Origin of the sequence: Neisseria sp. 23W00296, from assembly GCF_044772855.1 — a bacterium.
Classification (GTDB): Bacteria; Pseudomonadota; Gammaproteobacteria; order Burkholderiales; family Neisseriaceae; genus Neisseria.
On record NZ_CP173024.1, the window covers coordinates 449,507 to 473,022 of the forward strand.

The following is a 23,516-nucleotide window of genomic DNA, read 5'->3' on the forward strand; positions in this document are numbered from 1 at the left end:
TTCAGGCTGCCTTACAGCGTGCCGTCGCCGTACAGCCGCAGGGCTTCGGCTTCGACCAGATGGGTGATCTGCTCGCCGGCACGCACACGCCGCTGCAAATCTTTGAAAAATTCGCCCTCGGTGCCGAACAGCACGCGGTTGAACGGTGTCTCCACCAGGCGGGCAATGCCTGCACTGCCGCCGCTGCGGATTAGGATTTCGCTGTACTGCCCTTTGGCGGTCTGTACTTCGCGCATCAGTTTTTCGGTATAGGCATCGGTTTTGATCCAGCCCTTCTCAATGCCCTCTTCAATGGCTTCCGGTGTCTGCTGCATATGGAACTTGGTGTGGCAGGAGGCCATAATCGCCGAGCCGTGCGGCGTGCTGTATACCTGGGCGAACGTCTGCACCACCACGCCGACCGAGCCGGTCTCCTTGCGGACTTTCGAAGCCAGTTTGGCGGTAAAGTCGGCAAACGAAGCATCGGTAATCCGGTCTCCTCCTTCTTCGATAACCAGCATCTTGCGGCGGCCGCCGGCGGTAACGAACATCTCTTGGGCGATGGTGGTGGAGATGGTCATCAGCACCACGTCGCACAGGTGCTTGTTGCCGGTCAGACCGGAAAGTTCCAGCACCGTCCAATCTGCCTCAGTGCGGAAATTGTTTTCGCCCCTGAACCAGCGGCCCATCGAGCCGGTGGAACCGAAGGGCGAAAGCAGTACCGCCAGTTCGTGCTGCTCGCGCATCATCGAACCGGTCTGGTTGTTGAAAAAACGGATGATGTCGGTGATTTCGGCCTGGTTACCTTTGTCGGAATAGACGGATTTGACCGCTTCCTCTACCAGCGCGCGCTGGGTATCGTTCAGCCCCTCGTTCGGTCGCGCCATCTTGCCGATAATCGGAATGATGAGCTCGATTTCTTCATCGATGTTGTCAATGCGGGTAAACGGATTGAGACAGACTTGGGAGTCGAAATGGAAGTCGAGAATCTGCGCCCCGGATACCTGTGCGGCGGCCAGGTAGGATGCGCCGGTGTCGATGGTCCAGATTTTGGTGCCCAGCGACAGTTCGTCCTGGGTCAGACGCTGTACGGCAAACGACTTACCCGTGCCGGACGCGCCGGTCCAAATCCAGTTGTAGTTGAGGTTGCGGCGGTCCATCAGCGCGTAATGAAAAGGCCGCCCCAAACGGGTGGTCAGCAGCATTTCGCTGCCGAAACCCTGCCATTCGCCGGTTACCGGCAGCAGGTGTGCGGCATGTTTGCCGCCCATCGTTTTGAAACGGTGGGTGTTGCGGATGCTTTCTGCAGAAGCATTGAGCGGAAGCTGGTTGAAGAAGGAAACCTCGGGGATGTATTTTTCCGGCCGCATCACAAAGCCGAAACGTTTGTAATACGAGGCAATTGAAGCCTGGGCGCTGCGGATTTCTGCTGCCGAACGGTTGAACAGGCACAGCGTAGTGGTGGCTTCAACGAAGTTGCCTCCCTCTACTGCCAGCTGTGCCAGCTGCTCGAAGCCTTCGCGTTTTTTACGCAGGCGCGGCGACCATTTGAGCATCAGCGCATTGGACGATTTTTCCACCTGCGCCTGCGAAGCACGCACTTTGGCTGCCTTGACACCCTGGTCGGGGAAGTGGATGGTGGTGCACAGCGCATAAGGCATGGGAATCTGCGGCCCGTTGCCGGGCGGGTTACCCAAGAGTTCGACCATGCGGCCGAAATGGAAAGGCTGCTCCTGGCCGGGATAGCGGTCGGTCACCAGCATCCCTACATACTGCCGCTCCCCCGAATTGGAAAATCCGGAGAAATGGATCAGGTCGTGGCGGCGGTTGTCCCAGTTCATCCGCGAACCGGCAGGGAAAAGCTGCTCGTTCAGCGGACGGGTTTCTTCCACGCCTAAATCCCACGGTTCGTATACCGCAAAATACCGGCGCAACACTCCCATCAGTTCGGACGTGGACAAGGATCTGGCCTGAATACCCATCACTTCCAGTTGCGAGACGGCAGTGTCACGCAATTTGACAAAGGCATCACATTCGCGCCGGAACGCCGACATTTCCTTTTCGCTGCCGGTAAACGGATTTTGCACTTTCAGCGGTACTTTGACCGTCCACAGGCAGTAGCTGTCGAGCAGGCGGGTATTGGATGATGCGGTCAGCTTGTGCCGCGCACCCAGAGCGAGAAATTCTGCCCGCCGCGCGACACCGTGTTGCGCCGTCTGCACTGCCGAATCGCCGGAGATCCCGTCTCGCGGCGTAAGGTAGCTGCCCAGTACCGGATCGAGATAGGGAGAAGCAAACTGTACGAACTGCATCATTGTCCCGCCGGGGTAGGCTTCGTTCAGCAGCGTGGCTGCCGCACCCGGGGTTTTGTCGTCCCAACCGGCCAGCGGCGCAAACATATACACCGAGCCGATGGCATTGTCTTTTTCGCAGTAGAAAATGCCATCTTCATCATTGCCGGTACTCAGGCTGATGTATTCCCAGCCCAAATCGCGGGCGGTGTTTCGCTCAAAAATACCCATAACGCCGCCGGTCAGAACGGGATCCCGTCGTCATCCGCATTCTCGGCGGTGCGCGGCGGTTTGAGCACGATGTTGTCGATGCGTTCAGATGCCAGATTCAGATAGATGTTCTCGACGCGCAGCTTGCGTACTTTGATTTTTTGGCCGTCTTTTTCGTAGAATTCGATCAGCTCTTCGCCATCCACCACCACCGGCATACCTTTAGACAGTACTTTTTCCAGATGCGGTGCCTGACGGTTCCAGTATTCGCATTCGACCCATTCGGCAGGGCCGGCCGGTTCGTAACGGCTGCCGCCGTCGGCGGTTTTTTGACGTTTGTAGCGTGTGGAAGCGACGGAAAAGTTCAATACCGTGCTCGGCTCGCCGTCACGGTTGATGGTTCTGAGAGAGAAATTTTGTCCCAGGTTGCCCCGGATAGTTGAGAAGATAGACATAAAGCCGTCTCCGTTTCGGGAGACAACCGGATAAGAAAACCGGAAAAATTTCCAGCTTGTAAGAATGGGGGTGTGGCAATACTAGCCTGCGTTTGTGTCCTTGTCAAGACAAGGGTTTATGTCGAAGCAAAATACCGTTACAATGTTCCGGTATGTGAAAGTGCAGCACCTGCTGCAAGGAGAGAGTGATGAATGCCGTACCGAAACCTTATCTGATGACAGACGCGCAGATGATCCGTGAGGCTTTGGAAGCGAAACGCGATTTGGACGAAACCCGTCTGTACATGACCATGCGGGATTTTTCGGCGTGGATTGAGGCATTGGAAACCAACCCTGAGGCGCAACCCGAGCCATGCCACCTGTAAAACCGTTTGATATTGAGATTTCCAGACAGGCGCAGAACGATCTTCTGCGCTTTTACCGTTTTTATGCGAATCAAAACCTGCCTGATGTAGGCAGACGTGCGCTTGTGACAATCCGGAACAGTCTGAACAGTCTCACTGCCATGCCCCTGTCCGGCAGACCTGTTGATGAAACAGACCTGAGAGAATGGTTGATTACTTTCGGCAAAAGCGGCTATGTTGTTCTCTATTATGCCGATACCGAACGTGGGTGTGTCGAGGTGCTGAAAATGAAAAGTCAGGCAGAGCTTGATTACCACAATGGCGGCGAATGGGACGAATGGTTTGACGATACGGATGTTCCCGATGACTTTTTAAAAAACCGCGAACAACCCGATCCGCAAAAAAGGGAAGATTTTTAAACGCAGGCTACCCCCGCCAGTTCCTGACCCTGCCGGTATCCAGATGGATAAAACTGTCATAGATGCCGATGCCGCCCGCTTTGAAATGCGCCGCCATGTCTGCCAGCTGCCGCAGGCCGATACCGCGCATAGTCAAATCGACGGCCCGGCCGTGAATGTGCATCGAGTTGCGCGCCGCGCCTTCAATCGTTGCGTTACGCCGTGCGGTGCGGTAGGCGCTGTTAACGGTAATCAGCGGATCGCGCTTCCCGGCAATTCTTGCCCATTCCTGCAGGCCGTACAACAGGTTGAGCAGTCCCGCATCAATATTGGTAACCGCGTTGCCGTCTTTGGCGTCGCGCAGAAACCAGCGGGCGGCCAGATAGCCGTCTTTCAGATAACCCCTGTCGGCGGCATAGAAGCGGATGCTGCGCCGCTCGCCCGTGTCGGCCCGGCGCATTTCCAACAGACGGTCGCGCCGCCAGAAACCGCTGTTGTCGGCCAGCGCAAACGCTTCGTCGGGAAACAGGATGCCGGCAGCCGATACGGCGGCGGCGGATAAAAACTGTCTGCGGTTCATCGTGTGTTGTCCGATAACAGGCCGTCTGAAATCTTTTCAGACGGCCTTATGTTTTCTTTCAGGCTGCCTGTTTCGGGCATCGGCCTGCGCTTCGGCCACCAGTTTGCGGATCATGCCTTCCTGGTAGGCGGTAAATTCTTCCAGGCTGATTTTGCCTGTTTCAATGGCGCTCAGAGCCATCTCCCATTTGGCGGTGGTAACCGGATCGGCGATGGTTTTGGGAATGCGGGCAATTAGCCGACGGCCTTTTTCGGTGGCATAGACTTTGCGCTTTTTCTTTTCCAGATAACCCATCTCAAACAGCCGTTTGATAATTCCGGCACGGGTGGCTTCGGTGCCCAGTCCTTCGGTGCGCCGCAGCACTTTTTTGACTTGCTCGTCGTCTACGGTTTTCAAAAAATCCGACAGGGTCTGCATTTCGTCCAGCAGGCTCGATTCGGTAAAGCGCGGCGGCGGGGCAGTCTGCTTTTGCTGTGCCTTACTGCGGCTGCCTTGCACGGCATCTCCGGCTTTGACCGGCGGCAGGGTTTGGCCGCTGTCCTGTTCTTCGTCTCCGTCTTTCAGGCTGCCTTCGGTTTCTTCGTCCGCATCGCCCAGCAGGGCTTTCCAGCCGGGTTTGGCGGGGCGGCGGCCGACGGTACGGAACAGCTGACTGCAGCATTCGACTTCGATAACGGTGGAATCGTATTCGCAGTCGGGATAAAACTGGGCGATATAGCGGCTGCGTATCATCAGGTAGAGATCGCGTTCGGCTTTGGAAAGTGCCGACAAATCGGCATTGGCGACGGTGGTCGGTATGATGGCGTGGTGCGAGTGTTTGTTGACCTGCGTGTCATTCCACACCCGCGACGGCCGTTGCGTATCGGCTCCCTGCAGCACGCCGTCCAGCGACGGATCGAGTGCCAACAACGCGGCAAACACCTGCGGTACTTCGGCCTGCTGCGATTTGGGCAGATAGCGGCACGGTGTGCGCGGGTAGGAAGTGATTTTGTGTTTCTCGTAGAGCGATTGGGCGGTTTTCAGCACGTCGTCGGGACTCATGCCGAAGCGGTTGCCCGCTTCTTTCTGCAAGGCCGACAAACTGTACGGCAGCGGTGCGGGTGTGTGTTTGCGCTCGGTGGCGGCGGTGCGGACGGTGCCGCTGCTGCCGTCCAGTTGCGCCGCCAGCATCTCGGCGGCAGCTTTATCGGTACACAGGCCGTCTGGATTTTTCAGGTGCTCCGGTATCTGCCATAGGGCGGTAAAGCTGCCGGAGGCAGCCTGAAAAACCGCAGAGAGCGTGTAATAGGCATAGGGCTTGAAGTTGTCGATGGTTTCGTCGCGCCGCACCACCAGTGCCAGCGTCGGCGTTTGGATGCGGCCGACCGACAGTGTGTGCTCCTTGCCGTAGCCTTCGGCATAGGCGGCGGTGTAGGCACGGGACAGGTTCATGCCGACCAGCCAGTCGGCGCGGCCGCGTGCCAGTCCGGCCAGATACAGTCCTTCGGTTTTGCTGCCGGGCAGTATGTTGGCCAGGGCTTTTTTGACCGAAGTCGCATCCAGTCCGCTGGTCCAGAAGCGGGAAACCTTTTTGCGGTAGCCGCAGTAGTCCAGTATCTCCCGTGCGATGACTTCGCCCTCGCGGTCGGCATCGGTGGCGATGACCACCTCGTCCGCCTCGGCCAGTAGTTTTTGGATGACCTTAAACTGCTTGGCCGCACCTTTGGACACTTCCATCCGCCAGGTTTCGGGAATCACTGGCAGTACGGCAATATTGCCGAAATCGGCATATTGCTCCCCGTATGCGGCAGGCGGCATCTGGCTCAGGATATGGCCGAAGGCCCAGGTAACGGCGGTATTGCCCTTGCGGAAATAACCGTCGTTCCGTCCGCCAAGCACGCCCAGCACCTTGCCGATGTCTTTGGCTTGCGAGGGTTTTTCGCAGAGAAAGAGTTTCATCAGGCAGCCTGAACAATATCCTGCTTCAGATTGTGGCGGTAAACATGCCGATGATGATGGCGGTGCCCAGCGTGGCGGCAGCGACAACAACCAGTACCGCCATAAAGGCTGTGAACTTGCCCATCGACGCACTTATGATGGCAATCACCAGTGCGACTAGGGCAAGCAGCATCCCCATCGAGCCGGTCAGCTTGTCCTGTATCCAGTCCACCATGCTTTGGAAGGTGGTGTCCGATCCGGCAAAGGCGGGGGCGGAAAGCAGGCCGAACAGCGGCAGCAGCAGATAGCGTGTATTTAAGCGGGACAGTCGGGATCGAAGAGTTTGAAGTGTTTTCACAATGTATTCCTCGTAACGGAGTATGGGAAAGCGGTTTACTGCAGAGGCGCAGTCAGTTCGCCAGCAGGCAGGCTTTCAGGCTGCCTTTGTGCCGGGCTGCTGCCCGAGTCCTGCGGATTGGTGTTTTCAGACGGTTTTTGCGTATTGTCCGGCTGTGCCTGCGGCGCGGTTTCGACGCTGTCGCTTTCTCCGGTATCTGCAACGGCACTACCTTCGGAAACCGCCGCACTTTGTCCGCCGGCATCATCTTGATCGGCTTTGCTGACAGCAGGAGCCACCAGCGGGGTAACGGTGCGCGACGATTCGATCGCCTGCATCGCCGAATAGCCGACGTTCCAGCGGCGCGGTGTCACTTCGGAGAAAACGCGGGTCGGATAGACCAGGCTGCCACTGCTGTCTTCATAGGCATTGACCCACACCCGTAATACCTGTGCAGGCATCAGTAGCGGTTTGGGTTCGTATATGGCGGCGGCATTGGGAACCGGCTCGGGCAAAAAGGGGGTAATTCTGCCTCCGTCCGAGTTACCCCGCGCCGGATATTCACCCGGCTGGTAGTCGTCTGATGCGTCCCACGCCTGTGCCATACCCATGCAGGCACCCTGCTTGGTTTTGCCACACCCCAGCTGCCCCGAACCGGTATTCATCGAAGCGGCGCAACCGGCCAGCAGCAGGGCAACCAATACGCTTGAAACGGTCTCTTTAATCATCGTTTGTCCTTTGCATATTCCAATGAGATACCGGACTGAATCAGAATGTCACCGGTACGCAGCGGCTGGATTTCGATTACCGGAAAAGACTGCTGCGCGTATTTTTCGTAAATCGACGCCACACGGCCAAAAATATCATTCAGCCCGTTGGCCGCCACCGTAGCGGCCGCCTGTCCGGGGGCGGTACTGCCGGTACCGATATTGATGCTGTTGCCGCCACCGTCGCGGCGGCCGATACGACCGCTGCCCGCTACTGCCACAGTAGCTTGTCCGGCGGTATTGATCATGCCGATTTTGACCATCTGGGCGATGGCTTTGCCGTCGCGGGAAACCAGCCGCCCGTGCCAGCCGGGTTTGCCGTCTTCGCCGATCAGCGTGCCTTTTAGCGTTGCTTCGACCGCCTTACCGTCGGAGCGGATGCAGGTAATCGATTTGGTGCGTACATAGGCGCGCTCGTCAGCCAGCTGGCCGTAGGCATTGGCGATAATCACGCAGTCGGACAAATCGCTTTTGAAGCCGTTGGCCATCCGTCCCAAGCCTTTCACACGCAACAGGATGGGCATGGCGTTTTCGCCCGAACTTCCGGCTTCGCCGTTGCCATCGCCAGTGGGGGCATTGATGCCGGAGACGGCGATAACCGAGAGCTGCGAACCGGCGGGTAGATAGCTGCGGGTGTCGTTTGCCCCGCCGCTTTCCCCGCCTGAAGCGGATTGGCTGCCGCCCTTGTCCTTACTGCCGCTTTTGCCGCTGTTGCTGGTATGGTTTTGGTAAGGGTTGTCGTCTTCCCCTTCCGCTGCCGCAGGCGTGTTTTGCGCACTACCGTCAACACCCGGCGCAAGCGGTGCGCCGCCGGTATCGCCGGGCAGCGTGCCGGGTGGAACAAAGCCGTTGCCGATGCCGGAAGCAGCCTGGTTTTCCAAACCGGTGTTGCGGCTTTCGGCAATGATCTGCCGCACCTGCTCTTCGGTCAGGCCGCCGCCGTTTTCAGACTGCCTTTGCGCCTGTTGCTGCTGCATCTGCTGGATTTGGTTGCGCAGTGCATAGATTTCCGCCGCCAGTCCTTCCTGAGTCAGATTGCGCTGGTTGGGCGTGACCACCTGCTCGACTTCGGTCTTGCGGCGGCCGGAGCGCGTGCCGCGCACGCTGTCGGTAATCATCGCGGCAATGGTGGCCAGCGTCAGAAACGCCGCCACGCCGCCCAAGACCATATTGCGCTTCTGTTTGCCGCCGGCATTACGCCAGGTTTCTTTCAGTCCCATGCTAACGCCCCCTGCCGACCATAATCAGCACATCGGTGCTTTCGCCCGGGTGTACTTGGATTTTCGGGTAGAACGCCACCGCCACCACCCGTGCGTCTGCACCGAACATTTCTTCGGCCAGCGTCTGGGTGCGGTTGGTGGTGTTTTTCAGGCGGTAGCGGAAAATATCGAACTCGTTGCCGCTGTAACGCTCGACAGGCGACACGCTCATGCCCGAAGCCATCGAAAAACTGCGGCGCAGCGGACGCACGCTGTAACCGGCGGGTGTTTTCAGCATCACGATGTCGCGGATAACGGCGGCCAGCTGCTGCGGAAAACCGCCCGACGGTGCCGCCGCTCCCGCGCCCTGCCTGCCGCCGAGCGACACGGTAATGGTTTGCGAATCCAGCTTGGTGCTGGGAACCAGCGTCAGTGAAATGGGCATGCCGGTCGGATTGTCGGCATCGGTAATCGACACGAAAAACGGTTTGTCGGTTTTCGGGGTAACCAGAATCGCCGAGCCGTTAGAGCCGAGGTCGTAATGGGTTTTCAATCCGACGGCATGGGCGCGGGCAAAAGGCGTATTAATGATGTTCGGATGGCGGCGCGACACCGGCACGCGGTGGTTTTCGCCGTAGGAAGAGACAATGGCGTGCACGCCGTGTATCCGTCCTTCCTGAATGCTGCCGGCCGCAGCGGAAGACATGCTGCCGACAGGGGCGGTTACCTGCACGGCGCGGCGGCGGGCATAGTCCGAAGCACGTATGGCTTCGTCCGCATGGGCAGCCGCCGCACACAGCAGGAGGCACGCAATGCCGAGACGGGGTAAACGTTGGTTCATAAAACGGCTCCTACAAAACATCGGGGTTGTCGTCGGGGGCGGTGGGCTGCACGCCGGAAGCAGGAGGCGGCAGCACGGCGGGAGAAGGTGCGGATGCGGCAGGCGCTGCCTGTCCGGCAAAAGGACTTGTCCCGAAAGGCGTTTGCGGATTTTCAGGCTGCCCCTGCGGTGTGGCCGGTGCAGATGCTGCCGGTGTTACCGACGGCGCCTGTGGGAAAGTAATTTCGCTTTCCGGCACTTGCGGTACTACCTGAATCTGTGCTTTGCGGTCGGCTGCTTCTTTTTCCGCCTTGTCGGGGTAGCGGTCGGCCCAGGCAAAGGTATGCGGTTCGCCCGGGTAGACGTACCAGGAAGTAACACGCGGCAGGCCGCCGACCACTTCCATCTGCAACTCGTAGGTAACCGCCACCTGCCCTAACTGGGTCATGCCGCCCTTGCTGTATGCGGATGAAACCAGCTTGCCGGAAATGAAGATTTTTCGGCTTTTGGCCTCGAAAATAATGCCGCCTTCCGGTGTGAAATTGCTTACCGGATTGACGCCGATATAGTTCGGGTTGCTTTTGATGGCCAAGAGTTGCGGCTTGACCAGCTGCCACACTTTCGGATCGAACAGCGGTTCCATATTGCGGTCGATAAAGTCCACTGTTCCTGGCGTGGCCGAAGACATAGTGCCGACAATGTAGGCGGCAAACGAGTTGAGATAATTCTGCGAAGCGCTGTCCCAGCCGATAACCGCCTGCTCGGGCAGCTCGCTGGGCGGTTTGAGTACCACCCGTTCGCGCATCCGCGCCAGGCTGACCCCCTGCACGATGTTCAGAATCAGTAGGCCGATGGCAATCATGCCGAGTATCGTGTTGTTTTCCAGTGCCTTGCGGAACGTGGTTTTGAATGTCGGCCACTGCATCAGTTGTCCACCCTTTTGATGAGCCCGTTGGAAAAACGTTCGCTCAGCGCAAACAAACCGGTTAGCGCGTACAGCATGTGCATCATGGTGCCCGGCAGGGTGTTGCGCTTGAATTTGACGTACTGGTAGGACATCCATATCCCCAGCGCGATACCTGCCAGCATGCCAAAGGCCGTGCGTAATGCGTAGTTCAGCACCACCCCGACCATCATGCCGACGATAAACACCGAAATGTCGTCCGATTCCAAAAACAGAAACTGGGGCAGGGTATCGACGTATTCGGGAAAGACCACGGCGCGGTTGTTGTCGCTCATTGCGTTCTCCATTCGCATAAATCGCTGTCGGGCAGACGGGTTTCGCCGAAAATGCAGCGGCGGTTGACCTTTACGCCTAATCCGTCCAAATAACGCGCCACGCTCTCGGCACGGCGTGCGGCCAGGCGGTTGTTGTACGCTACAGACGCACGCGGGTCGGCATAGCCTGAAAGGGTAACCCCCTGCTGCCGCAGTATCGGGGCGGCACGCCGCAGCGCCTGTTTTTCATGTGCGGACAATGCGGCCGAATCGGTGCGGAAATACACGGTGTGCAGTACTTTGTGCTCTCCGGCTGCCGTCTGAAACGACAGGGAAATACCTGTCTGACTGACCGTCTGCGGCAGCCAGAAATAGCTGCCTTCTTCTTCGCCAAGTAGGGCGGCATCGCTGTATCCGGTGCGTTTAAGCACCACAATCTCGGTGCGCCGTGCCACCGGCGTCTCGGGCGGTGGTTTGGTCGCGCATGCTGCCATCAGGCAGCCTGAAAGCGCCGCTGTCAGAATCGTTTTGGCCATATTTTCCTTTCTTGCTCCTTGGCATCAGCCGCCGGATAAGGCAGCCTGAAAACAGCAGCAGTAAAACCGCATAGGTCTTGCGCCACGAATCGAACGCGCGGTAGGCATGGGGGCGCAGCATCTGTGCCGCATATACCGTCCAGCCACTTTGTGCGGCAGATTTCAGGCTGCCGAAGCATTGTGTTTGCCGTTTTGCGCCGAGGGCGAAAGCGCGGGCGGCCGCTGCCGGATGGCGGATCTCCGCGCTGTCGTAGCGCAGGGTTTCGTCCGAAGGCAGCGGACACAGGGGCGGCAGCGGTGCCGTCCACAGCCACAATGCCCACAGCGCAGGCAGTACGACCAGACACCTAGCGGCGCGTGCTCTGTAAGACATCGGATACCAGTCCGTTCATCAGTTGTACCAGCACGCGGTAGTCGCCGCCGGTAAAACCGGCATGGGTGGTGTAGCGGCCGCCGACGGCGAAAAACGGGGTAGCGGTAACCCGGTAGCGGCGCACCAGCAGCATCGCCCGCGCCATCCGCTGCTGTGTCCGCCTGTCGGCTGCGGCTGCGGCAATTTGGCTGTGGGAAAATCCCATGCGGTGCAGCACGGCAGCGAAACCGGCACTGCTGCGTGCCGTTTTGGCCGCTTCAAAAGCCAGCCGCTGGTATTCGGTAATCCGTTCCGGTGCCAGGCTGCGCACGATGTAAAAACCGGTGGCGGCTGCATCGAGCCGTCTGTTGCCGGTATAGATCGGCACATACACAAAGCGGAACGGTTCGGGCAGCGTGCGCCCCCATTCACCCATGCCGTACCACGTCTGTTCGCAGTAGGGACACTCGTAGCTCATAAACATGAACACGCGGGCTTGGTCGTCGGCATAGGGGCCGACCGCCAGATAGGGTTTGACGATATCCGGTTGGGTGGATTGTCCGAGAGCACCGCCGGTGTTCTCCGGTAGTCCGAAAGGGTTGTCTGCACGTGCGGATACGCCTGCGGCCAGTGCGGCCATTCCTGTCAGAAAACGGCGGCGGTTCATGCATTCTCCTTCGAAGACAGGGCATCCACCGCCATGCTGCCGATGGCGCAGGCATCGTCAAAATCGACCAAACCCTGGGCCGACAATTCCAGTGCGGCCTCGGTCAGCGTGCGGTACTGCGGTTGCGCATACAGGGCTTCGCGTACTGCCGCCATATCACGTGCCAGCAGGGCTTGGCGCACCTGCGGCGAATTGAGGGCGAACTCGATAACCGGAATCCGTCCGGTATAGCCCGAGCGGCAGTTGTCACACCCGTTCGGATTGCGGCGGTAGCAGGCTGCCTGAAAAAAACGGGACGGCGGTTGTTCCGTCTCGCAAAGCGTGATTGCTTCACGGCAGTGCGGACACAGCCGGTTGAGCAGGCGCTGCGAGAAAAAAGCCAGCAGCACATCGGCCAGCATATAGCCCTCCACACCCAACCCCATCAGCCGGTACAGCGACAGCGGCGCATCGTTGGCATGGATGGTGGTCAGCACCAGATGGCCGGTATTGGCAGCGTTGACCGCCATCGAAGCGGTTTCGCCGTCGCGCACCTCGCCGACCAGAATCACGTCGGGGTCGTGGCGCATAAAGCTGCGGATGACTTTGGAAAACGGCCGGTAAACCGGGTGGATGCTGACCTGGTTTGCGCCTTTAACCGGGTATTCGACCGGATCTTCGGCGGTGCAGACATGGATGTCGGGGCGGTTGACGTGGTTGAGACAGGCATTGAGCGTGTGCGACTTTCCCGATCCGGTCGGGCCGCAGCACAGAATCAGCCCTTCGTTTACGGCCAGCACTTTTTCCAGGGCGCGACGCACGGTATCGGGCATATGCACGGCATCCAGTCCGAAATGTGCGTTTTCCTGATTCAGAATGCGGCACACCGTGCTTTGGCCGTAACGGTTGGGCAGAATACTGACCCGCACGTCCACCATTGTTTGGCTGGCCTGATCCAGCAGCCAGAACGATCCATCCTGCGGCGACTCGCGGTCGCTGCTGCCGATGCGGCATTTGGCGCGGATTTTTTCGTCTACCGCCTGCGAGGCGGCACGGCTGAACAGCCAGCGGTCGGACAAGGCCATATCGCGGCCGCGCAGCCTGACCATACAGCCGTTTTCCTGGTCGCGGAAATGGATGTCGGACGCTTTGACCGATGCGGCATAGGGAAATACCCAATTCAAAAAATCCACCACCGGTTTGTCGCCGTTCGAGGTGGATATGAAACGGGCCGCCACACCCAAATCGAAGGCTTTGCCCTCGTCCTGCAGCAGCAGGCCGAGGGAGGCGGGTTCGTCGGTATCGGCGGTGTCGTACATGGTTTTCCCAAAAATGCCGGCTGGCATACTTTCGGGTTCGGACAGTCGGCAGTGCGGTGCGATGGCACTGCTGACGCAATACTTCTCAGGATATTGCGGCACACGGGTGTGCGGACTGTCCGAACCGGAAAATACGCGGCCGGACGTATTGTCTGACAGGCTTTCGGTTCGAGATGCCCCCATCCTTACCCGGCTGCCTCGGTTGGCGATTTGCGGCATAAAATCCTGCCGCACCTGCCCGGCATTTTTGACAAAAAATCCTGAAAAGTCATGCAACAAAGGAAAAAAGTCCGATTTCTTTTGTTGCTTGACAAGGCGCATCTGTTTTTTGCATAGTACGCGGTTGGCCTATCAGGCAGCATGGTTTTCCAAATCTGGCAATTCATTGTTTCAAATAAATAAAGCAAAGGTAAGGGCGATTATCCAAAAGCCAAAAAGCGGGGTGCTTAAAGCACGCACCCCGCTTTTTTTTGCAACAGCCCCAAAGGCAAAGGGAAAAGATTTAAGGCTAAGAGGAAAAGGTTTTAAGGGAAAATCCCAAAAGACTTTAAAGGCAAACGGATTGTTATTCTTTGAATAACAATCCGTTAAAACGCCATAAAGCCGCAGCACAAACAGCCTGAAAAAGCAAGCAACAACGCAAGAAACCTGTTTTTCACTTTGTTGCTTGCTTCTGCGCGTTTTTGTCCGAAATACTTGGGGCATTTGTCCGACGGAGCCGAAACGCCATGCAGCCCGAACATTTCATGCATCTGCACCGCAGCCTTGAGCGTCTGCACGGTGTTTCGCCGCTGTGGCCGGCGGTATTGGCTTACCGCATCGCCCGGTGCGGCGGTTTTATGGAGCAACTGACGCTCGGCGAAGCGGATAGCAGCAGCGTACTGGCCGCACATACTGCCGCCCTGCTGGACACATTGCCCGCCGACAGCAGCGACCGGACACTGGCTCAGGCGCTGGCCTCCGGTTTCGACGGCTTCTACTGGCATGCCTGCGGTACAGCCGTCGGACGCACCGCGCACTGGAACAGCCTGCATGAGTCTTTTCACGCCTTCTGTGCGCGCACCGCCGTATCCGAACTGGTACAGCTGTCTGTCCCGCATACTTCTGAAGCTGAGGCAGCATCCTGGCTCTTGGCCGCTGCAACAGGGGGCGCCTTATGTCGCTGACATGGTATGCGGTCATCGCCGCCGCCGTCATCCTGATTCTGCTCTATCTCTTTTACCATCCCGAAAAACATTTGCCCGCCGCAACCGTTCAAACCCGCGAACACCTGCCCGATACGGCAAACGGCAGATTCCGCGTACTGGATGCGGAGGAGCTTGTCCGTCTGCTCGATCTCGATCCGGTACTGGCCAATATCAAGGCCAATCTCGGGCTGTCAGACGAAAACTGGCGACGCGACGCGCTGCCGACGCTGTATGCCTACATCGTCTTCGTCCAGCGGCTGCCCGCTTCCGAATCGCACCACCATGCGGGCGACGGCGGGCTGGTGCGCCACACGCTCGATGTGGCGGTGCTCGCACTGACTGCCGCAGCAGCCCGCAGTTGGCCGCCCGGCGCGCAAACCGAAGACATTGCCCGCTTGGGCGCACCGTGGCGTTTCGGCATCCTGACCGCCGCGCTTTTGCACGACATCGGCAAAACCCTGACCGGCGTAACCGTAGAACTCTTCGAGCATGCCGAAGATGCGCAGGGCAGTCCGTGGCTGCCCGATGCAGGCAATATGGCGCAGAACGGCGGCCGCTGGTACCGCGTATCCTTTCCCGAACACAAAGCCCCCTACACCCTGCATGCCGAACTGGCCTGGACGTTTTTTGCCGCTATTGTTCCCGCCACCGTGCGCCGCTGGCTGGCTTCCGGCGACCCGAAGCTGCTGCCCGCGCTGAGGCAGTATCTGAGCGGGCAGCACGAAGGCAGTCCGTTTGCCGACATTGTCCGCAAGGCGGACATGGCTTCCACCGCCCGCGACCTGAAAAGCGGCTCCCGCCAGCGTTTCGCTACCGCCAGACGCACGCCGCTGATTGAAACCGTGATGGAAACCCTGGTCGAAATGCTCGCCGAGCGCGGCCGCTGGTTCAGCGTCGCATCCTCTGCCGGCGGCGACCTGTTCCGGCAGGGCGGCACGGTGTACATGGTGTCCAAACACGTCCCCGACCGCATCCGCGAGTTTCTGAAACAGACCAAGCATCCGGCCGCCCCCTCTTTTCCGTCCGACAACCAGCGCGTATTCGACACCCTGCTGGAATACGGCGCGGTGCTTCCCAATCCCGCAGACGAACGCCGTGCCGTTACCGCCGTCGATATCGCTTTTACGCGCAGCGACGGCGAAACGCGCGCCCAGCGTTTCACCATGCTGGCCTTCAAACTGGAAACCCTGTACCCCGACGGAAACTATCCTGCTGAGTTTGCAGGCAGCCTGAACGTCAGCAGCGACCAAAGTCCCGCCCAACATCAGGGCAGCAGCGACACCGAAAAACAGGAAACTGGGGCAGAAAATACCTTGCAGTCGGCGGAATCCGTTATTCCCGCCGACATCCCGCCCCCGCCGCGCAAGCGTCGGGACACTGAGACAGAAAACCATATCGGAAACGAAACTGAGGCAACGTCGGAACTTCAAACACGATTTATGGCTACCGCTGCCGACTTGTCTGAATACCGCGAAACGCCAAGGCAGCCTGAAAACGCACAAAGACTGTCTGAAAAACCGCCCGCAGGGCAGCCTGAAAATGCAAGCAGTCCCGCCGATACTTCCGGCGGCATTGACGCACTGCTGGCCAAACACGGGCTGCTTGACGACGATGAAGAAACTGGGGCAGAAAACGAAATCGCCGCTGCGCAGCAGGCAGCGGCAGCGCAGTCTGAAAGGCCGTCTGAAAATACACAAAAACCGTCTGAAAACACACCCAAAAGGCAGCCTGAAAAGCAGGAAACTGGGGCAGCAAACCGCTCTTCTCCCAAACCGAAAAAATCACAAGCTAACAGCGCGGCCGGTCTGAAAGTGCTGCAAAAGCTGTTTGAAGACGGTGCGGACAGCCTGCCGCCGCAGCAGGATGCCGCCGCCGGACTGGCCGAAATACAGGCGGAACGCACCGCCAAAGCACCGCGCTCGCCGCGTCCGGTCAAGGTACAGAACCCCGATGCCGCCGCACCGCCGCCATTTGTTGCGGAAGAAGTGGACGGGCAGCCTGAAAGACCGTCTGAACACGCTGCAAGGCAGCTTGAAACGGCGCAGGTACTGTCTGAAACACCACCCGACAAGCAGCCTGAAAACGCACAAAGACTGTCTGAAAACAGCACGGACGGTACGGCTGTCGCCGATGCATTTGAAGATGTCCGCCTGCGCCAACAGCAGGACGGCCGCCATTTCTGGATGTGGCTGGCTGCCGGTCTGGCCGACGGCAGCATTACCGTCAATCAAAGCGGTGCACCGGTACATTTCGTATCGCAGGGTATGCTGTTGGTCTCTCCCGCCATCTTTCGCGACTACGCAGGCGGCGTGTTCAATAAAAACGACGAAAACTGCCCGGGCGTACGGGCGCAGCGCGGTTTTGTCGGTCTGAAACTGCACAAACGCAGCAAGCGCACCGCGTTGTTTAACGTTGAAACCGCCAAGGGCAGCAGAAAGCGGCTGTTCTACTGCTATCTGATTCCCGAAGAAAACCTGCACCACATCATCCGCGCCGACAGCCGCCCGCCGAACAATCCCGACATCACCATCGCCGAAGGCGACCTGCTCGACGCGGGTCTGGCTTCGGACACTGCAAAGGAGGCCTGATATGGGCATTACCATCCGTCCGCCGGAAAACGTCTACCGTAAACCGCACGAACTGGTTTCGTCGGTTTCCTACCTGACGGCGGCACTGGGCACGGTATTCCTGCCCGTACCGCCCGCCGCCGTCGCATTAAGCGCGCCGGTACTGCTGGCACTGTCCGCCCTGCGCACCAAACAGGGTTTACGTATCCGCCGCTACCGCCGCAACCTGAGCCGGCTGTCGTTCTACGCCATGACGCCGGCACAGATACCGGTATCGGACAAGGCGCTGTTTCTCGGCAAAGGCTTCAAATGGACGCAGACCCACACCCAGCGCCTGCTGATGGCAAGACTGCCTGAAAACGAAAAACTGCTCGAACCGGGGCGGCTGTACCGTTGGGCAAGGCAGAAAGAAATCAATACCGAAGGCCAATCGTGGCTGACCCGCCGCACTGCGGCACAGGCATGGTGGAACCCTGTCGCACCGCTGCCGCCGGTAGGCGGAAAACCCGAGCTGCACGGCGTGGAGCCTTACGAATCGGATATCTGGTTTCCGTTGGGCGAGCGGGTCGGCCATACCATCGTGCTGGGCACGACCCGTGTCGGCAAAACCCGCTTGGCTGAGATTCTGATTAACCAAGACATTATGCGCGGTGATACGGTCATTACCTTCGACCCGAAAGGCGATGCCGATCTGATGCTGGCCATGTATGCCGCCGCCCGCAAAGCCGGACGGCCGTTTTACATGTTCCATCTCGGGTTCCCCGAACAGTCCTGCCGCTACAACCCGATCGGCGACTTTACCCGCATCACGGAAGTGGCCACCCGTATCGCCAACAACCTGCCCGACGAGGGGCAGTCGGCGGCTTTCCGCGATTTTGTTTGGCGATTTGTCAATGTGCTGGGCAAGATGATGGAAGCCCTGTCGATCAAACCGAGCTACATCCTGATTTACCGCTGTGCGGTCAATGTCGACGATTTGGCGGCACAGTATTTCGTGTCGGTGCTGGATAAGGAATGCCCGGGATGGGCGGAAGAGTTTGAAGATTTCGAACTGTCGAAAGCAGAAGCGCAACAGGTCAGCAAGACCGGGCGCAGTATGGAAGCGGTCAAACTGTCTCAGTTTCTCAAACGCAAAAAACTGAACAACGCCCTGAGTGATGCGGTAGCCGGTATTTTGGGCAACGAACGCAGCTATTTTGAAAAGCTGGTCAGCTCGCTGTATCCGCTGTTGGAAAAACTAACCAGCGGCAAAGTGGTGGAACTGATCAGCCCCGATTTTGAAAATCTGGACGACACCCGCCCGATTATGGACTGGCGCAAAGTGATGGAGCAAAACGCAGTGGTGTATGTCGGTCTCGATGCGCTGACCGACGCCGAAGTGGCGGCTGCCGTCGGCAACGCCATGTTTGCCGATCTCACGTCGCTGGCCGGACAGATTTACAAACACGGCCACGGCTACGGCCAGTCCGGCACCACCGGCAAACGCAAAGTCGCCATCCATGCCGACGAGTTCAACGAACTGATCGGCAACGAATTCATCCCCATGCTCAACAAAGCCGGCGGCGCGGGCTACCAAGTTACCGCCTACACCCAGACCTGGTCGGACGTGGAAGCCAAAATCGGCTCCAAAGCCAAGGCCGAACAGATGGGCGGCAACTTCAACACCATGATCATGCTGCGCGTTAAACTTGAATCCACCGCCCAAATGCTAACCTCCCAACTTCCCGACGTGCGTGTGGTAACCGGCACGCTGGTTTCCGGCGCGGGCGACATCGCCAGCCCCGAAGGCTACGAAGATTTTACCAGCAGCAATGAAGACCGTCTGAGCAGTGAAACCGTGCCGACACTGATGCCAGCCGACCTGACCTCGCTGCCCAAAGGCCAGGCTTTCGCCCTTTTGGAAGGCGGCAACCTGTATAAGTTACGCCTGCCGCTGCCCTTGCCTGATCCGGACAGTGACGCACCCGACGATCTCGTCAAAATGGCGGAACGGATGCGGGAAACCGTCCGCCTGAGCCGCAAACCGGAAAACGACGAAGAAGAATTATTTGTCGAAGGACGGCGATATGGCTAAGAAACCCCAACAGGACTTCATGGCCGAATCCTTACTGCTGCGCTTTCTGAGCGCCCCGGTCAGATGGCTGAAAATCCTCTGCCTGGCGGTACTGATCTTGTTCGGCAGTTCAATCCTGCTGCAAAGCTACTTCCACCAAAACGACCTGTTGGAACAGGAGCTGACGGCTACCGTCCGTATGGGCAGCCGCAGCCTGTGGCAGCAGTGGGCGCAGCCGGACGGCAGAAACACCGAAAGCAGCGGAACCGGCTTTAACCTGACTGTCAGCCGCACTGTCTATCAGGCACTTTCTACCGTTCTTTACGACTGGATTCCGATCAACTACCTGCTGTCGGCAGAAGCGGACGATCCCGGCTATACCGCCAAAGAACGCCTTCTCGAACCCAACCGTCGCCATCTCGAGCGCTTTGACCAAGCCTTGCGTATCATCTCGCTGAGATTGGGCAACGCCGTATTTTTCGCCATGTTCGCCCTCTATCTGGCCGTTCCCGCGCTGACCGACGGCTTTATCCAACGGCGTATCCGCCAGGAAAACGCCTCGCGCGAAAGCGCGGGCATCTACCATCGGGCAAAATACTGGCGAACCGGCATCTTGTCCGCCGGTCTCCTAGCCTATCTGTCATGGCCGATCGCGACTTCTCCCTTATGGCTGATGCTGCCTGTCGGCGTACTAGAAGCCATGATTTACCTACAAGCGAAGTTTTTGAAAAAATATCTGTAATATCCTTGCGTCAAGTGATAATTTGAGTTAATCTCTGCCTGCCGTGAATTTTCTTGTTGCGGTATTCTCAAATTCTTCAAATCTATTCCTTGAGGGCGAGTATCTAGCCCAACTCACATAAAATGCGGTTTACGGCGCGCAGACGATTTTGCGCTGTTCGTCGGTAAGCGAATTGGGCGGCACGGCCATCGGGCGGATGTCGATGGCGCTGTAGCTTTCGTCGGAGATGATTTTGCCTTTTTCGTCGTAAAGCGTGGACGCGGTGAGGCGGAAGGTTTTGTTGGTGCAGTGCATTTCCCAAGTGCTGATGGCGGTTTTGTAGGCGGGAACGTTGACAAAGCGCTCGTTTTTCATGTCGACGACGATTTTGCGGTCGCGGAAGGTGACGAGTGCGCCGTTGCGTTTGATGCTGTTTTTATCGACGGCCAGCATCAGGTTGCCGTTGCCCGCCTCGCCCATATTGTGCCAGTCGCCGCCGGCCTGCGGCACGTTGTTCATCGGGCAGCCTGCCAGAAAAAAAGCCGCCAGCGCGGGCAGTGCGGCAAGGCGGAGGGTGCGTTTTGCGTTCATTTGCTATCCTTTCAGACGGCCTTTACAATAACGCGCCCATTATAACGGAAAACGCTTTATGTCCAACCCGCGCGCGCTCGAGATTCTGAACGGTGTGTTCGGCTATCCGGCCTTTCGCGGCAGCCAGGCCGAAATCGTCGACACGCTCGCGGGCGGGCAGAGCCTGCTGGTGCTGATGCCCACGGGCGGCGGCAAATCGCTGTGCTACCAGATTCCCGCGCTGATGCGCGAGGGTGTCGCCATTGTTGTGTCGCCGCTGATTGCGCTGATGAACGACCAGGTCGCCAACCTGCGCGCGGCGGGCGTGCACTGCGCGGCGGTACACAGCGGCACGCCGCCCGACGACGTGCGGCAGATTGCCGAAGACATCGCCCAAGGCCGTCTGAAACTGCTTTATGTGTCGCCCGAACGCCTTGTTACCGAGCGTTTCCTGCGTTTTCTCGACCACACACCCGTCAGCCTCTTTGCCATCGACGAAGCCCACTGCGTCAGCCAGTGGGGACACGACTTCCGCCCCGAATACCGCCGCCTCGGCCTTCTGGCCGAACGCTTCCCCAATATTCCCCGTATCGCCCTCACCGCCACCGCCGACGCCGAAACCCGCGCCGACATCAAACACTATCTCAAACTCGAAAACGCCCGCGAATTCGTCGCCGGTTTCGACCGCCCGAACATCTACTACCAAGTCGTCGAAAAAAACGGCGGCAAAAAACAGCTCCTGCAATTCATCAAACAGCAGCCGCCCGGGCAAAGCGGCATCGTCTACTGCCTGAGCCGCAAAAAAGTCGACGACACCGCCGCCTTCCTCAACGAAAACGGCATCCCCGCCGCCGCCTACCACGCGGGCATGGGCATGGCGCAGCGCGAAGCCGCCCAACACCGCTTCACCCACGAAGACGGCCTCACCATCGTCGCCACCGTCGCCTTCGGCATGGGCATCGACAAACCCGACGTACGCTTCGTCGCCCACCTCGACATGCCGCAGAGCATCGAACACTTCTATCAGGAAAGCGGCCGCGCCGGACGCGACGGCCTGCCCGCGCAAAGCTGGCTGTGCTACGGCCTCAACGACTACGCCCTGCTGCGCGAGCGCATCCAAACCGGCACGGGCGACGACTTCCAAAAACAAATCGAGCTGCAAAAACTCGACGCCATGTTTGCCGTGTGCGAAACCGCCGCCTGCCGCCGCGCCGCCCTCCTGCGCCACTTCGGCGAAACCATTGAACCATGCGGCCACTGCGACAACTGCCTGCACCCGCCCGTGCGCTTCGACGCCACCGAAAACGTGCGCAAACTCCTCAGCTGCGTCTACCGCGCCGGACAACGCTTCTCCTCCGGCTACATCATCAACATCCTGCGCGGCAAAGCCGACCAATGGATACGCGACAACCGCCACGACACCCTCTCCACCTACGGCATCGGCGCCGATTTGTCCGACAAAGAATGGCGCGGCATCATCCGCCAGTGCATCGGCCTGGGCTACCTCGAAACCGACGCGCAAAACTACCACGCCCTGCGCCTCACCGAAGCCGCCGTGCCCGTGCTCAAAGGCAGCGAAACCGTCATGCTGCGCCCGCTCAAACGCGACAAAGCCGCCACCCGCAGCCCGCAGGACACCTGGCTGCGCACCGAACGCGAAGAACGCCTGTGGCAGGCGCTGCGCCACTGGCGGCTCGAACGCGCCCGCGCCGAAGAAGTGCCCGCCTACGTCGTCTGCGGCGACAAAACCCTGCGCGATTTGGTGGAAAAACAACCGCAAAGCCGCGCCGCCCTGCACGACATCTACGGCCTGGGCGCGGCCAAAATCGACAAATACGGCGACGAAATCCTCGCCGTCACCGCCGCCGCGCAGGAACATAACAGGCCGTCTGAAACAGACTTTGCCGCCGAGCCGCCCGCCCTTTCAGACGGCCTTAACGACACAGACGGCAACCCCCGCGCCGCCGAACTGGCCGCCGCCCTGCGCCAATGGCGCCGGCGTCAGGCCGAAAGCGAAAACACCGCCCTGCACACCGTCTTCCCCGACGACAGCATAGACGACCTCGCGCGCAACCCGCCCGCCGAAACCATCGACCTCGCCGCCGTTTACGGCCTCGGCAAAGTGCGCACCGAACGCTACGGCGCCGACATCCTCGCCCTCTGCCGCCCCTTTTCAGACGGCCTCCCGCCCGAGGCCGAACGCCGCCGCAATCTCGCCCGCCGCCTGACACAATGGTGTGCCGCCACTGCCGCCGCCGAAGGCGAGGAAGACTTCCGCATCCTCAGCAAAATCGCCCTGCGCGCCATCGCCGCCAAACAGCCGCAAACCCTAGACGACCTGGCCGCCATCCACGGCATGGGCGCAGAAAAAACCGCCCGCTACGGCAGCGAAATCCTGCAAATCTGCCGCGAAGAGGCCGTCTGAAACCCTTGTTTGAGGCCGTCTGAAACCGTTTCAGACGGCCTCCCGCCCGAAAGGACACCCATGACCGTTTTTCTGATTATCCTCGGCATCGCCGCCCTGATTGCCGGCCTGTTCGGCACGGTTTATCCCGCGCTGCCCGGCCTGATACTGATGTTTGCGGGCGCGTGGCTGCTCGGTTATGCCGACGGCTACCAAACGATAGGCGGCGGCACGATTACCGCCGTCGGCATCCTCGCCGCCATCGGCACGGCCACCGACTACGTCGCGGGCGTGCTCGGCGCCAAATTCACCGGCGCGAGCCGCGAAGCGCTGTGGGGCTCGTTTTTCGGCGGTATCGCCGGAGCTTTCTTCGGCATCCCCGGCCTGCTGCTCGGCCCGCTGCTCGGCGCGGCCGCAGGCGAATTCGCCGCCCGCCGCGAAGCTTTGCGCGCGGGAAAAGTCGGCCTCGGCGCCTTCGTCGGCTTTATTGTCGGCACGGCCGCCAAAATCGGCTGCGCCGCCGCCATCGTGCTGACACTGCTGGGCGTGTGGCTCTACGGCCTGTTTTGAGAACCTGTTTTATAGGCCGTTTGAAAAGACAAGAGGCCGTCTGAATCCCCGTTTTCAGACGGCCTTTCGGCTTTTC

At 59.2% G+C, this 23,516-nt stretch carries 24 protein-coding genes; 9 read left to right on the forward strand and 15 right to left on the reverse strand.

Annotated features, from left to right (window positions below):
• Positions 1–11: 11 nt before the first annotated feature.
• Positions 12–2,501, reverse strand: coding sequence for a TraC family protein (locus ACG2K1_RS02430; RefSeq protein ID WP_395428216.1), 2,490 nt, complete (start codon positions 2,499–2,501; stop codon positions 12–14).
• Between the two features lie 11 nt (positions 2,502–2,512).
• Positions 2,513–2,935 (reverse strand): single-stranded DNA-binding protein, encoded by a 423-nt coding sequence (locus ACG2K1_RS02435; RefSeq protein WP_395428215.1) that lies wholly within the window; start codon positions 2,933–2,935, stop codon positions 2,513–2,515.
• 188 nt (positions 2,936–3,123) lie between these two features.
• Here ACG2K1_RS02435 and ACG2K1_RS02440 point away from each other — a divergent pair, with 188 nt between their 5' ends.
• On the forward strand, positions 3,124–3,300 hold the full coding sequence (locus ACG2K1_RS02440) for a hypothetical protein (protein ID WP_395428213.1): 177 nt from the start codon (positions 3,124–3,126) through the stop codon (positions 3,298–3,300).
• A complete protein-coding gene (locus ACG2K1_RS02445) occupies positions 3,288–3,698 on the forward strand; it encodes a type II toxin-antitoxin system RelE/ParE family toxin (protein ID WP_395428211.1) in 411 nt (136 codons plus the stop codon). The genes ACG2K1_RS02440 and ACG2K1_RS02445 overlap by 13 nt, the downstream gene beginning before the upstream one ends.
• 7 nt (positions 3,699–3,705) lie before the next feature.
• On the opposite strand, the gene ACG2K1_RS02450 is transcribed toward ACG2K1_RS02445, so the two are convergent.
• From ACG2K1_RS02450 to ACG2K1_RS02505, 12 genes are read right to left on the reverse strand one after another with little or no spacing between them, the layout of a single operon-like run.
• Positions 3,706–4,257 carry a YcbK family protein gene (locus tag ACG2K1_RS02450; protein WP_395428209.1) on the reverse strand — a complete coding sequence of 184 codons (552 nt, stop codon included), beginning with the start codon at positions 4,255–4,257 and terminating at the stop codon, positions 3,706–3,708.
• A gap of 36 nt (positions 4,258–4,293) precedes the next feature.
• Entirely contained in the window at positions 4,294–6,195 is a 1,902-nt protein-coding gene (locus ACG2K1_RS02455) for a DNA topoisomerase 3 (RefSeq protein WP_395428207.1), read from the reverse strand.
• Between the two features lie 25 nt (positions 6,196–6,220).
• The gene (locus ACG2K1_RS02460; protein ID WP_395428205.1) at positions 6,221–6,532 is read right to left on the reverse strand and encodes a TrbC/VirB2 family protein; all 312 of its coding nucleotides are present in this window, start codon (positions 6,530–6,532) and stop codon (positions 6,221–6,223) included.
• 35 nt (positions 6,533–6,567) lie between these two features.
• Positions 6,568–7,239 (reverse strand): TraV family lipoprotein, encoded by a 672-nt coding sequence (locus ACG2K1_RS02465; protein WP_395428203.1) that lies wholly within the window; start codon positions 7,237–7,239, stop codon positions 6,568–6,570.
• Entirely contained in the window at positions 7,236–8,498 is a 1,263-nt protein-coding gene (locus ACG2K1_RS02470; RefSeq protein WP_395428201.1) for a TraB/VirB10 family protein, read from the reverse strand. The genes ACG2K1_RS02465 and ACG2K1_RS02470 overlap by 4 nt, the downstream gene beginning before the upstream one ends.
• Before the next feature lies 1 nt (position 8,499).
• Positions 8,500–9,318 carry a type-F conjugative transfer system secretin TraK gene (locus ACG2K1_RS02475; protein WP_395428200.1) on the reverse strand — a complete coding sequence of 273 codons (819 nt, stop codon included), beginning with the start codon at positions 9,316–9,318 and terminating at the stop codon, positions 8,500–8,502.
• Positions 9,319–9,328: 10 nt separating this feature from the next.
• On the reverse strand, positions 9,329–10,222 hold the full coding sequence (locus tag ACG2K1_RS02480) for a TraE/TraK family type IV conjugative transfer system protein (RefSeq protein WP_395428198.1): 894 nt from the start codon (positions 10,220–10,222) through the stop codon (positions 9,329–9,331).
• Positions 10,222–10,536, reverse strand: a complete 315-nt coding sequence (locus ACG2K1_RS02485) for a type IV conjugative transfer system protein TraL (RefSeq protein ID WP_395428196.1) — start codon at positions 10,534–10,536, stop codon at positions 10,222–10,224. The genes ACG2K1_RS02480 and ACG2K1_RS02485 overlap by 1 nt, the downstream gene beginning before the upstream one ends.
• Positions 10,533–10,946 (reverse strand): OmpA family protein, encoded by a 414-nt coding sequence (locus tag ACG2K1_RS02490; RefSeq protein ID WP_395428194.1) that lies wholly within the window; start codon positions 10,944–10,946, stop codon positions 10,533–10,535. Before ACG2K1_RS02490 ends, ACG2K1_RS02485 begins: the two co-directional genes overlap by 4 nt.
• Positions 10,939–11,424, reverse strand: coding sequence for a hypothetical protein (locus tag ACG2K1_RS02495; protein ID WP_395428193.1), 486 nt, complete (start codon positions 11,422–11,424; stop codon positions 10,939–10,941). Before ACG2K1_RS02495 ends, ACG2K1_RS02490 begins: the two co-directional genes overlap by 8 nt.
• Positions 11,399–12,070: a hypothetical protein gene (locus tag ACG2K1_RS02500; protein WP_395428191.1), complete on the reverse strand. Its 672-nt coding sequence runs from the start codon at positions 12,068–12,070 to the stop codon at positions 11,399–11,401. Before ACG2K1_RS02500 ends, ACG2K1_RS02495 begins: the two co-directional genes overlap by 26 nt.
• The gene (locus ACG2K1_RS02505; protein WP_402838628.1) at positions 12,067–13,395 is read right to left on the reverse strand and encodes a GspE/PulE family protein; all 1,329 of its coding nucleotides are present in this window, start codon (positions 13,393–13,395) and stop codon (positions 12,067–12,069) included. The genes ACG2K1_RS02500 and ACG2K1_RS02505 overlap by 4 nt, the downstream gene beginning before the upstream one ends.
• Positions 13,396–13,429: 34 nt before the next feature.
• Here ACG2K1_RS02505 and ACG2K1_RS02510 point away from each other — a divergent pair, with 34 nt between their 5' ends.
• The 5 genes from ACG2K1_RS02510 (at position 13,430) to ACG2K1_RS02530 (ending at position 19,917) form a co-directional block, all read left to right on the forward strand.
• On the forward strand, positions 13,430–13,948 hold the full coding sequence (locus tag ACG2K1_RS02510) for a hypothetical protein (RefSeq protein WP_402838630.1): 519 nt from the start codon (positions 13,430–13,432) through the stop codon (positions 13,946–13,948).
• Between the two features lie 148 nt (positions 13,949–14,096).
• Positions 14,097–14,534: a hypothetical protein gene (locus ACG2K1_RS02515; RefSeq protein ID WP_395428185.1), complete on the forward strand. Its 438-nt coding sequence runs from the start codon at positions 14,097–14,099 to the stop codon at positions 14,532–14,534.
• Positions 14,525–17,143, forward strand: a complete 2,619-nt coding sequence (mobH, locus tag ACG2K1_RS02520; RefSeq protein ID WP_395428183.1) for a MobH family relaxase — start codon at positions 14,525–14,527, stop codon at positions 17,141–17,143. Before ACG2K1_RS02515 ends, mobH begins: the two co-directional genes overlap by 10 nt.
• 1 nt (position 17,144) lies before the next feature.
• On the forward strand, positions 17,145–19,196 hold the full coding sequence (gene traD, locus ACG2K1_RS02525; RefSeq protein WP_395428181.1) for a type IV conjugative transfer system coupling protein TraD: 2,052 nt from the start codon (positions 17,145–17,147) through the stop codon (positions 19,194–19,196).
• A complete protein-coding gene (locus tag ACG2K1_RS02530) occupies positions 19,189–19,917 on the forward strand; it encodes a DUF4400 domain-containing protein (protein WP_395428180.1) in 729 nt (242 codons plus the stop codon). Before traD ends, ACG2K1_RS02530 begins: the two co-directional genes overlap by 8 nt.
• Positions 19,918–20,046: 129 nt before the next feature.
• Here ACG2K1_RS02530 and ACG2K1_RS02535 read toward each other — a convergent pair whose 3' ends face one another.
• Complete coding sequence (locus ACG2K1_RS02535; protein WP_009427394.1) at positions 20,047–20,487, reverse strand: surface-adhesin E family protein; 441 nt, start codon at positions 20,485–20,487, stop codon at positions 20,047–20,049.
• A gap of 58 nt (positions 20,488–20,545) precedes the next feature.
• On the opposite strand from ACG2K1_RS02535, the gene recQ reads away from it, so the two are divergent.
• Together recQ and ACG2K1_RS02545 are read left to right on the forward strand one after the other, a co-directional pair.
• Positions 20,546–22,891 carry a DNA helicase RecQ gene (recQ, locus tag ACG2K1_RS02540; RefSeq protein ID WP_395428179.1) on the forward strand — a complete coding sequence of 782 codons (2,346 nt, stop codon included), beginning with the start codon at positions 20,546–20,548 and terminating at the stop codon, positions 22,889–22,891.
• Between the two features lie 60 nt (positions 22,892–22,951).
• The gene (locus ACG2K1_RS02545) at positions 22,952–23,440 is read left to right on the forward strand and encodes a DUF456 domain-containing protein (RefSeq protein ID WP_009427391.1); all 489 of its coding nucleotides are present in this window, start codon (positions 22,952–22,954) and stop codon (positions 23,438–23,440) included.
• Positions 23,441–23,516 lie beyond the last annotated feature (76 nt).

What these genes read in the sequence shown, in the direction of transcription:
- ACG2K1_RS02430 (WP_395428216.1), bottom strand. Translation starts at nt 2,501, where the DNA reads ATGGGTATTTTTGAGCGAAACACCGCCCGCGATTTGGGCTGGGAATAC.
- ACG2K1_RS02435 (WP_395428215.1), bottom strand. Translation starts at nt 2,935, where the DNA reads ATGTCTATCTTCTCAACTATCCGGGGCAACCTGGGACAAAATTTCTCT.
- ACG2K1_RS02440 (WP_395428213.1), top strand. Translation starts at nt 3,124, where the DNA reads ATGAATGCCGTACCGAAACCTTATCTGATGACAGACGCGCAGATGATC.
- ACG2K1_RS02445 (WP_395428211.1), top strand. Translation starts at nt 3,288, where the DNA reads ATGCCACCTGTAAAACCGTTTGATATTGAGATTTCCAGACAGGCGCAG.
- ACG2K1_RS02450 (WP_395428209.1), bottom strand. Translation starts at nt 4,257, where the DNA reads ATGAACCGCAGACAGTTTTTATCCGCCGCCGCCGTATCGGCTGCCGGC.
- ACG2K1_RS02455 (WP_395428207.1), bottom strand. Translation starts at nt 6,195, where the DNA reads ATGAAACTCTTTCTCTGCGAAAAACCCTCGCAAGCCAAAGACATCGGC.
- ACG2K1_RS02465 (WP_395428203.1), bottom strand. Translation starts at nt 7,239, where the DNA reads ATGATTAAAGAGACCGTTTCAAGCGTATTGGTTGCCCTGCTGCTGGCC.
- ACG2K1_RS02470 (WP_395428201.1), bottom strand. Translation starts at nt 8,498, where the DNA reads ATGGGACTGAAAGAAACCTGGCGTAATGCCGGCGGCAAACAGAAGCGC.
- ACG2K1_RS02475 (WP_395428200.1), bottom strand. Translation starts at nt 9,318, where the DNA reads ATGAACCAACGTTTACCCCGTCTCGGCATTGCGTGCCTCCTGCTGTGT.
- ACG2K1_RS02480 (WP_395428198.1), bottom strand. Translation starts at nt 10,222, where the DNA reads ATGCAGTGGCCGACATTCAAAACCACGTTCCGCAAGGCACTGGAAAAC.
- ACG2K1_RS02485 (WP_395428196.1), bottom strand. Translation starts at nt 10,536, where the DNA reads ATGAGCGACAACAACCGCGCCGTGGTCTTTCCCGAATACGTCGATACC.
- ACG2K1_RS02495 (WP_395428193.1), bottom strand. Translation starts at nt 11,424, where the DNA reads ATGTCTTACAGAGCACGCGCCGCTAGGTGTCTGGTCGTACTGCCTGCG.
- ACG2K1_RS02500 (WP_395428191.1), bottom strand. Translation starts at nt 12,070, where the DNA reads ATGAACCGCCGCCGTTTTCTGACAGGAATGGCCGCACTGGCCGCAGGC.
- ACG2K1_RS02505 (WP_402838628.1), bottom strand. Translation starts at nt 13,395, where the DNA reads ATGCCAGCCGGCATTTTTGGGAAAACCATGTACGACACCGCCGATACC.
- ACG2K1_RS02510 (WP_402838630.1), top strand. Translation starts at nt 13,430, where the DNA reads ATGGCACTGCTGACGCAATACTTCTCAGGATATTGCGGCACACGGGTG.
- ACG2K1_RS02515 (WP_395428185.1), top strand. Translation starts at nt 14,097, where the DNA reads ATGCAGCCCGAACATTTCATGCATCTGCACCGCAGCCTTGAGCGTCTG.
- mobH (WP_395428183.1), top strand. Translation starts at nt 14,525, where the DNA reads ATGTCGCTGACATGGTATGCGGTCATCGCCGCCGCCGTCATCCTGATT.
- traD (WP_395428181.1), top strand. Translation starts at nt 17,145, where the DNA reads ATGGGCATTACCATCCGTCCGCCGGAAAACGTCTACCGTAAACCGCAC.
- ACG2K1_RS02530 (WP_395428180.1), top strand. Translation starts at nt 19,189, where the DNA reads ATGGCTAAGAAACCCCAACAGGACTTCATGGCCGAATCCTTACTGCTG.
- ACG2K1_RS02535 (WP_009427394.1), bottom strand. Translation starts at nt 20,487, where the DNA reads ATGAACGCAAAACGCACCCTCCGCCTTGCCGCACTGCCCGCGCTGGCG.
- recQ (WP_395428179.1), top strand. Translation starts at nt 20,546, where the DNA reads ATGTCCAACCCGCGCGCGCTCGAGATTCTGAACGGTGTGTTCGGCTAT.
- ACG2K1_RS02545 (WP_009427391.1), top strand. Translation starts at nt 22,952, where the DNA reads ATGACCGTTTTTCTGATTATCCTCGGCATCGCCGCCCTGATTGCCGGC.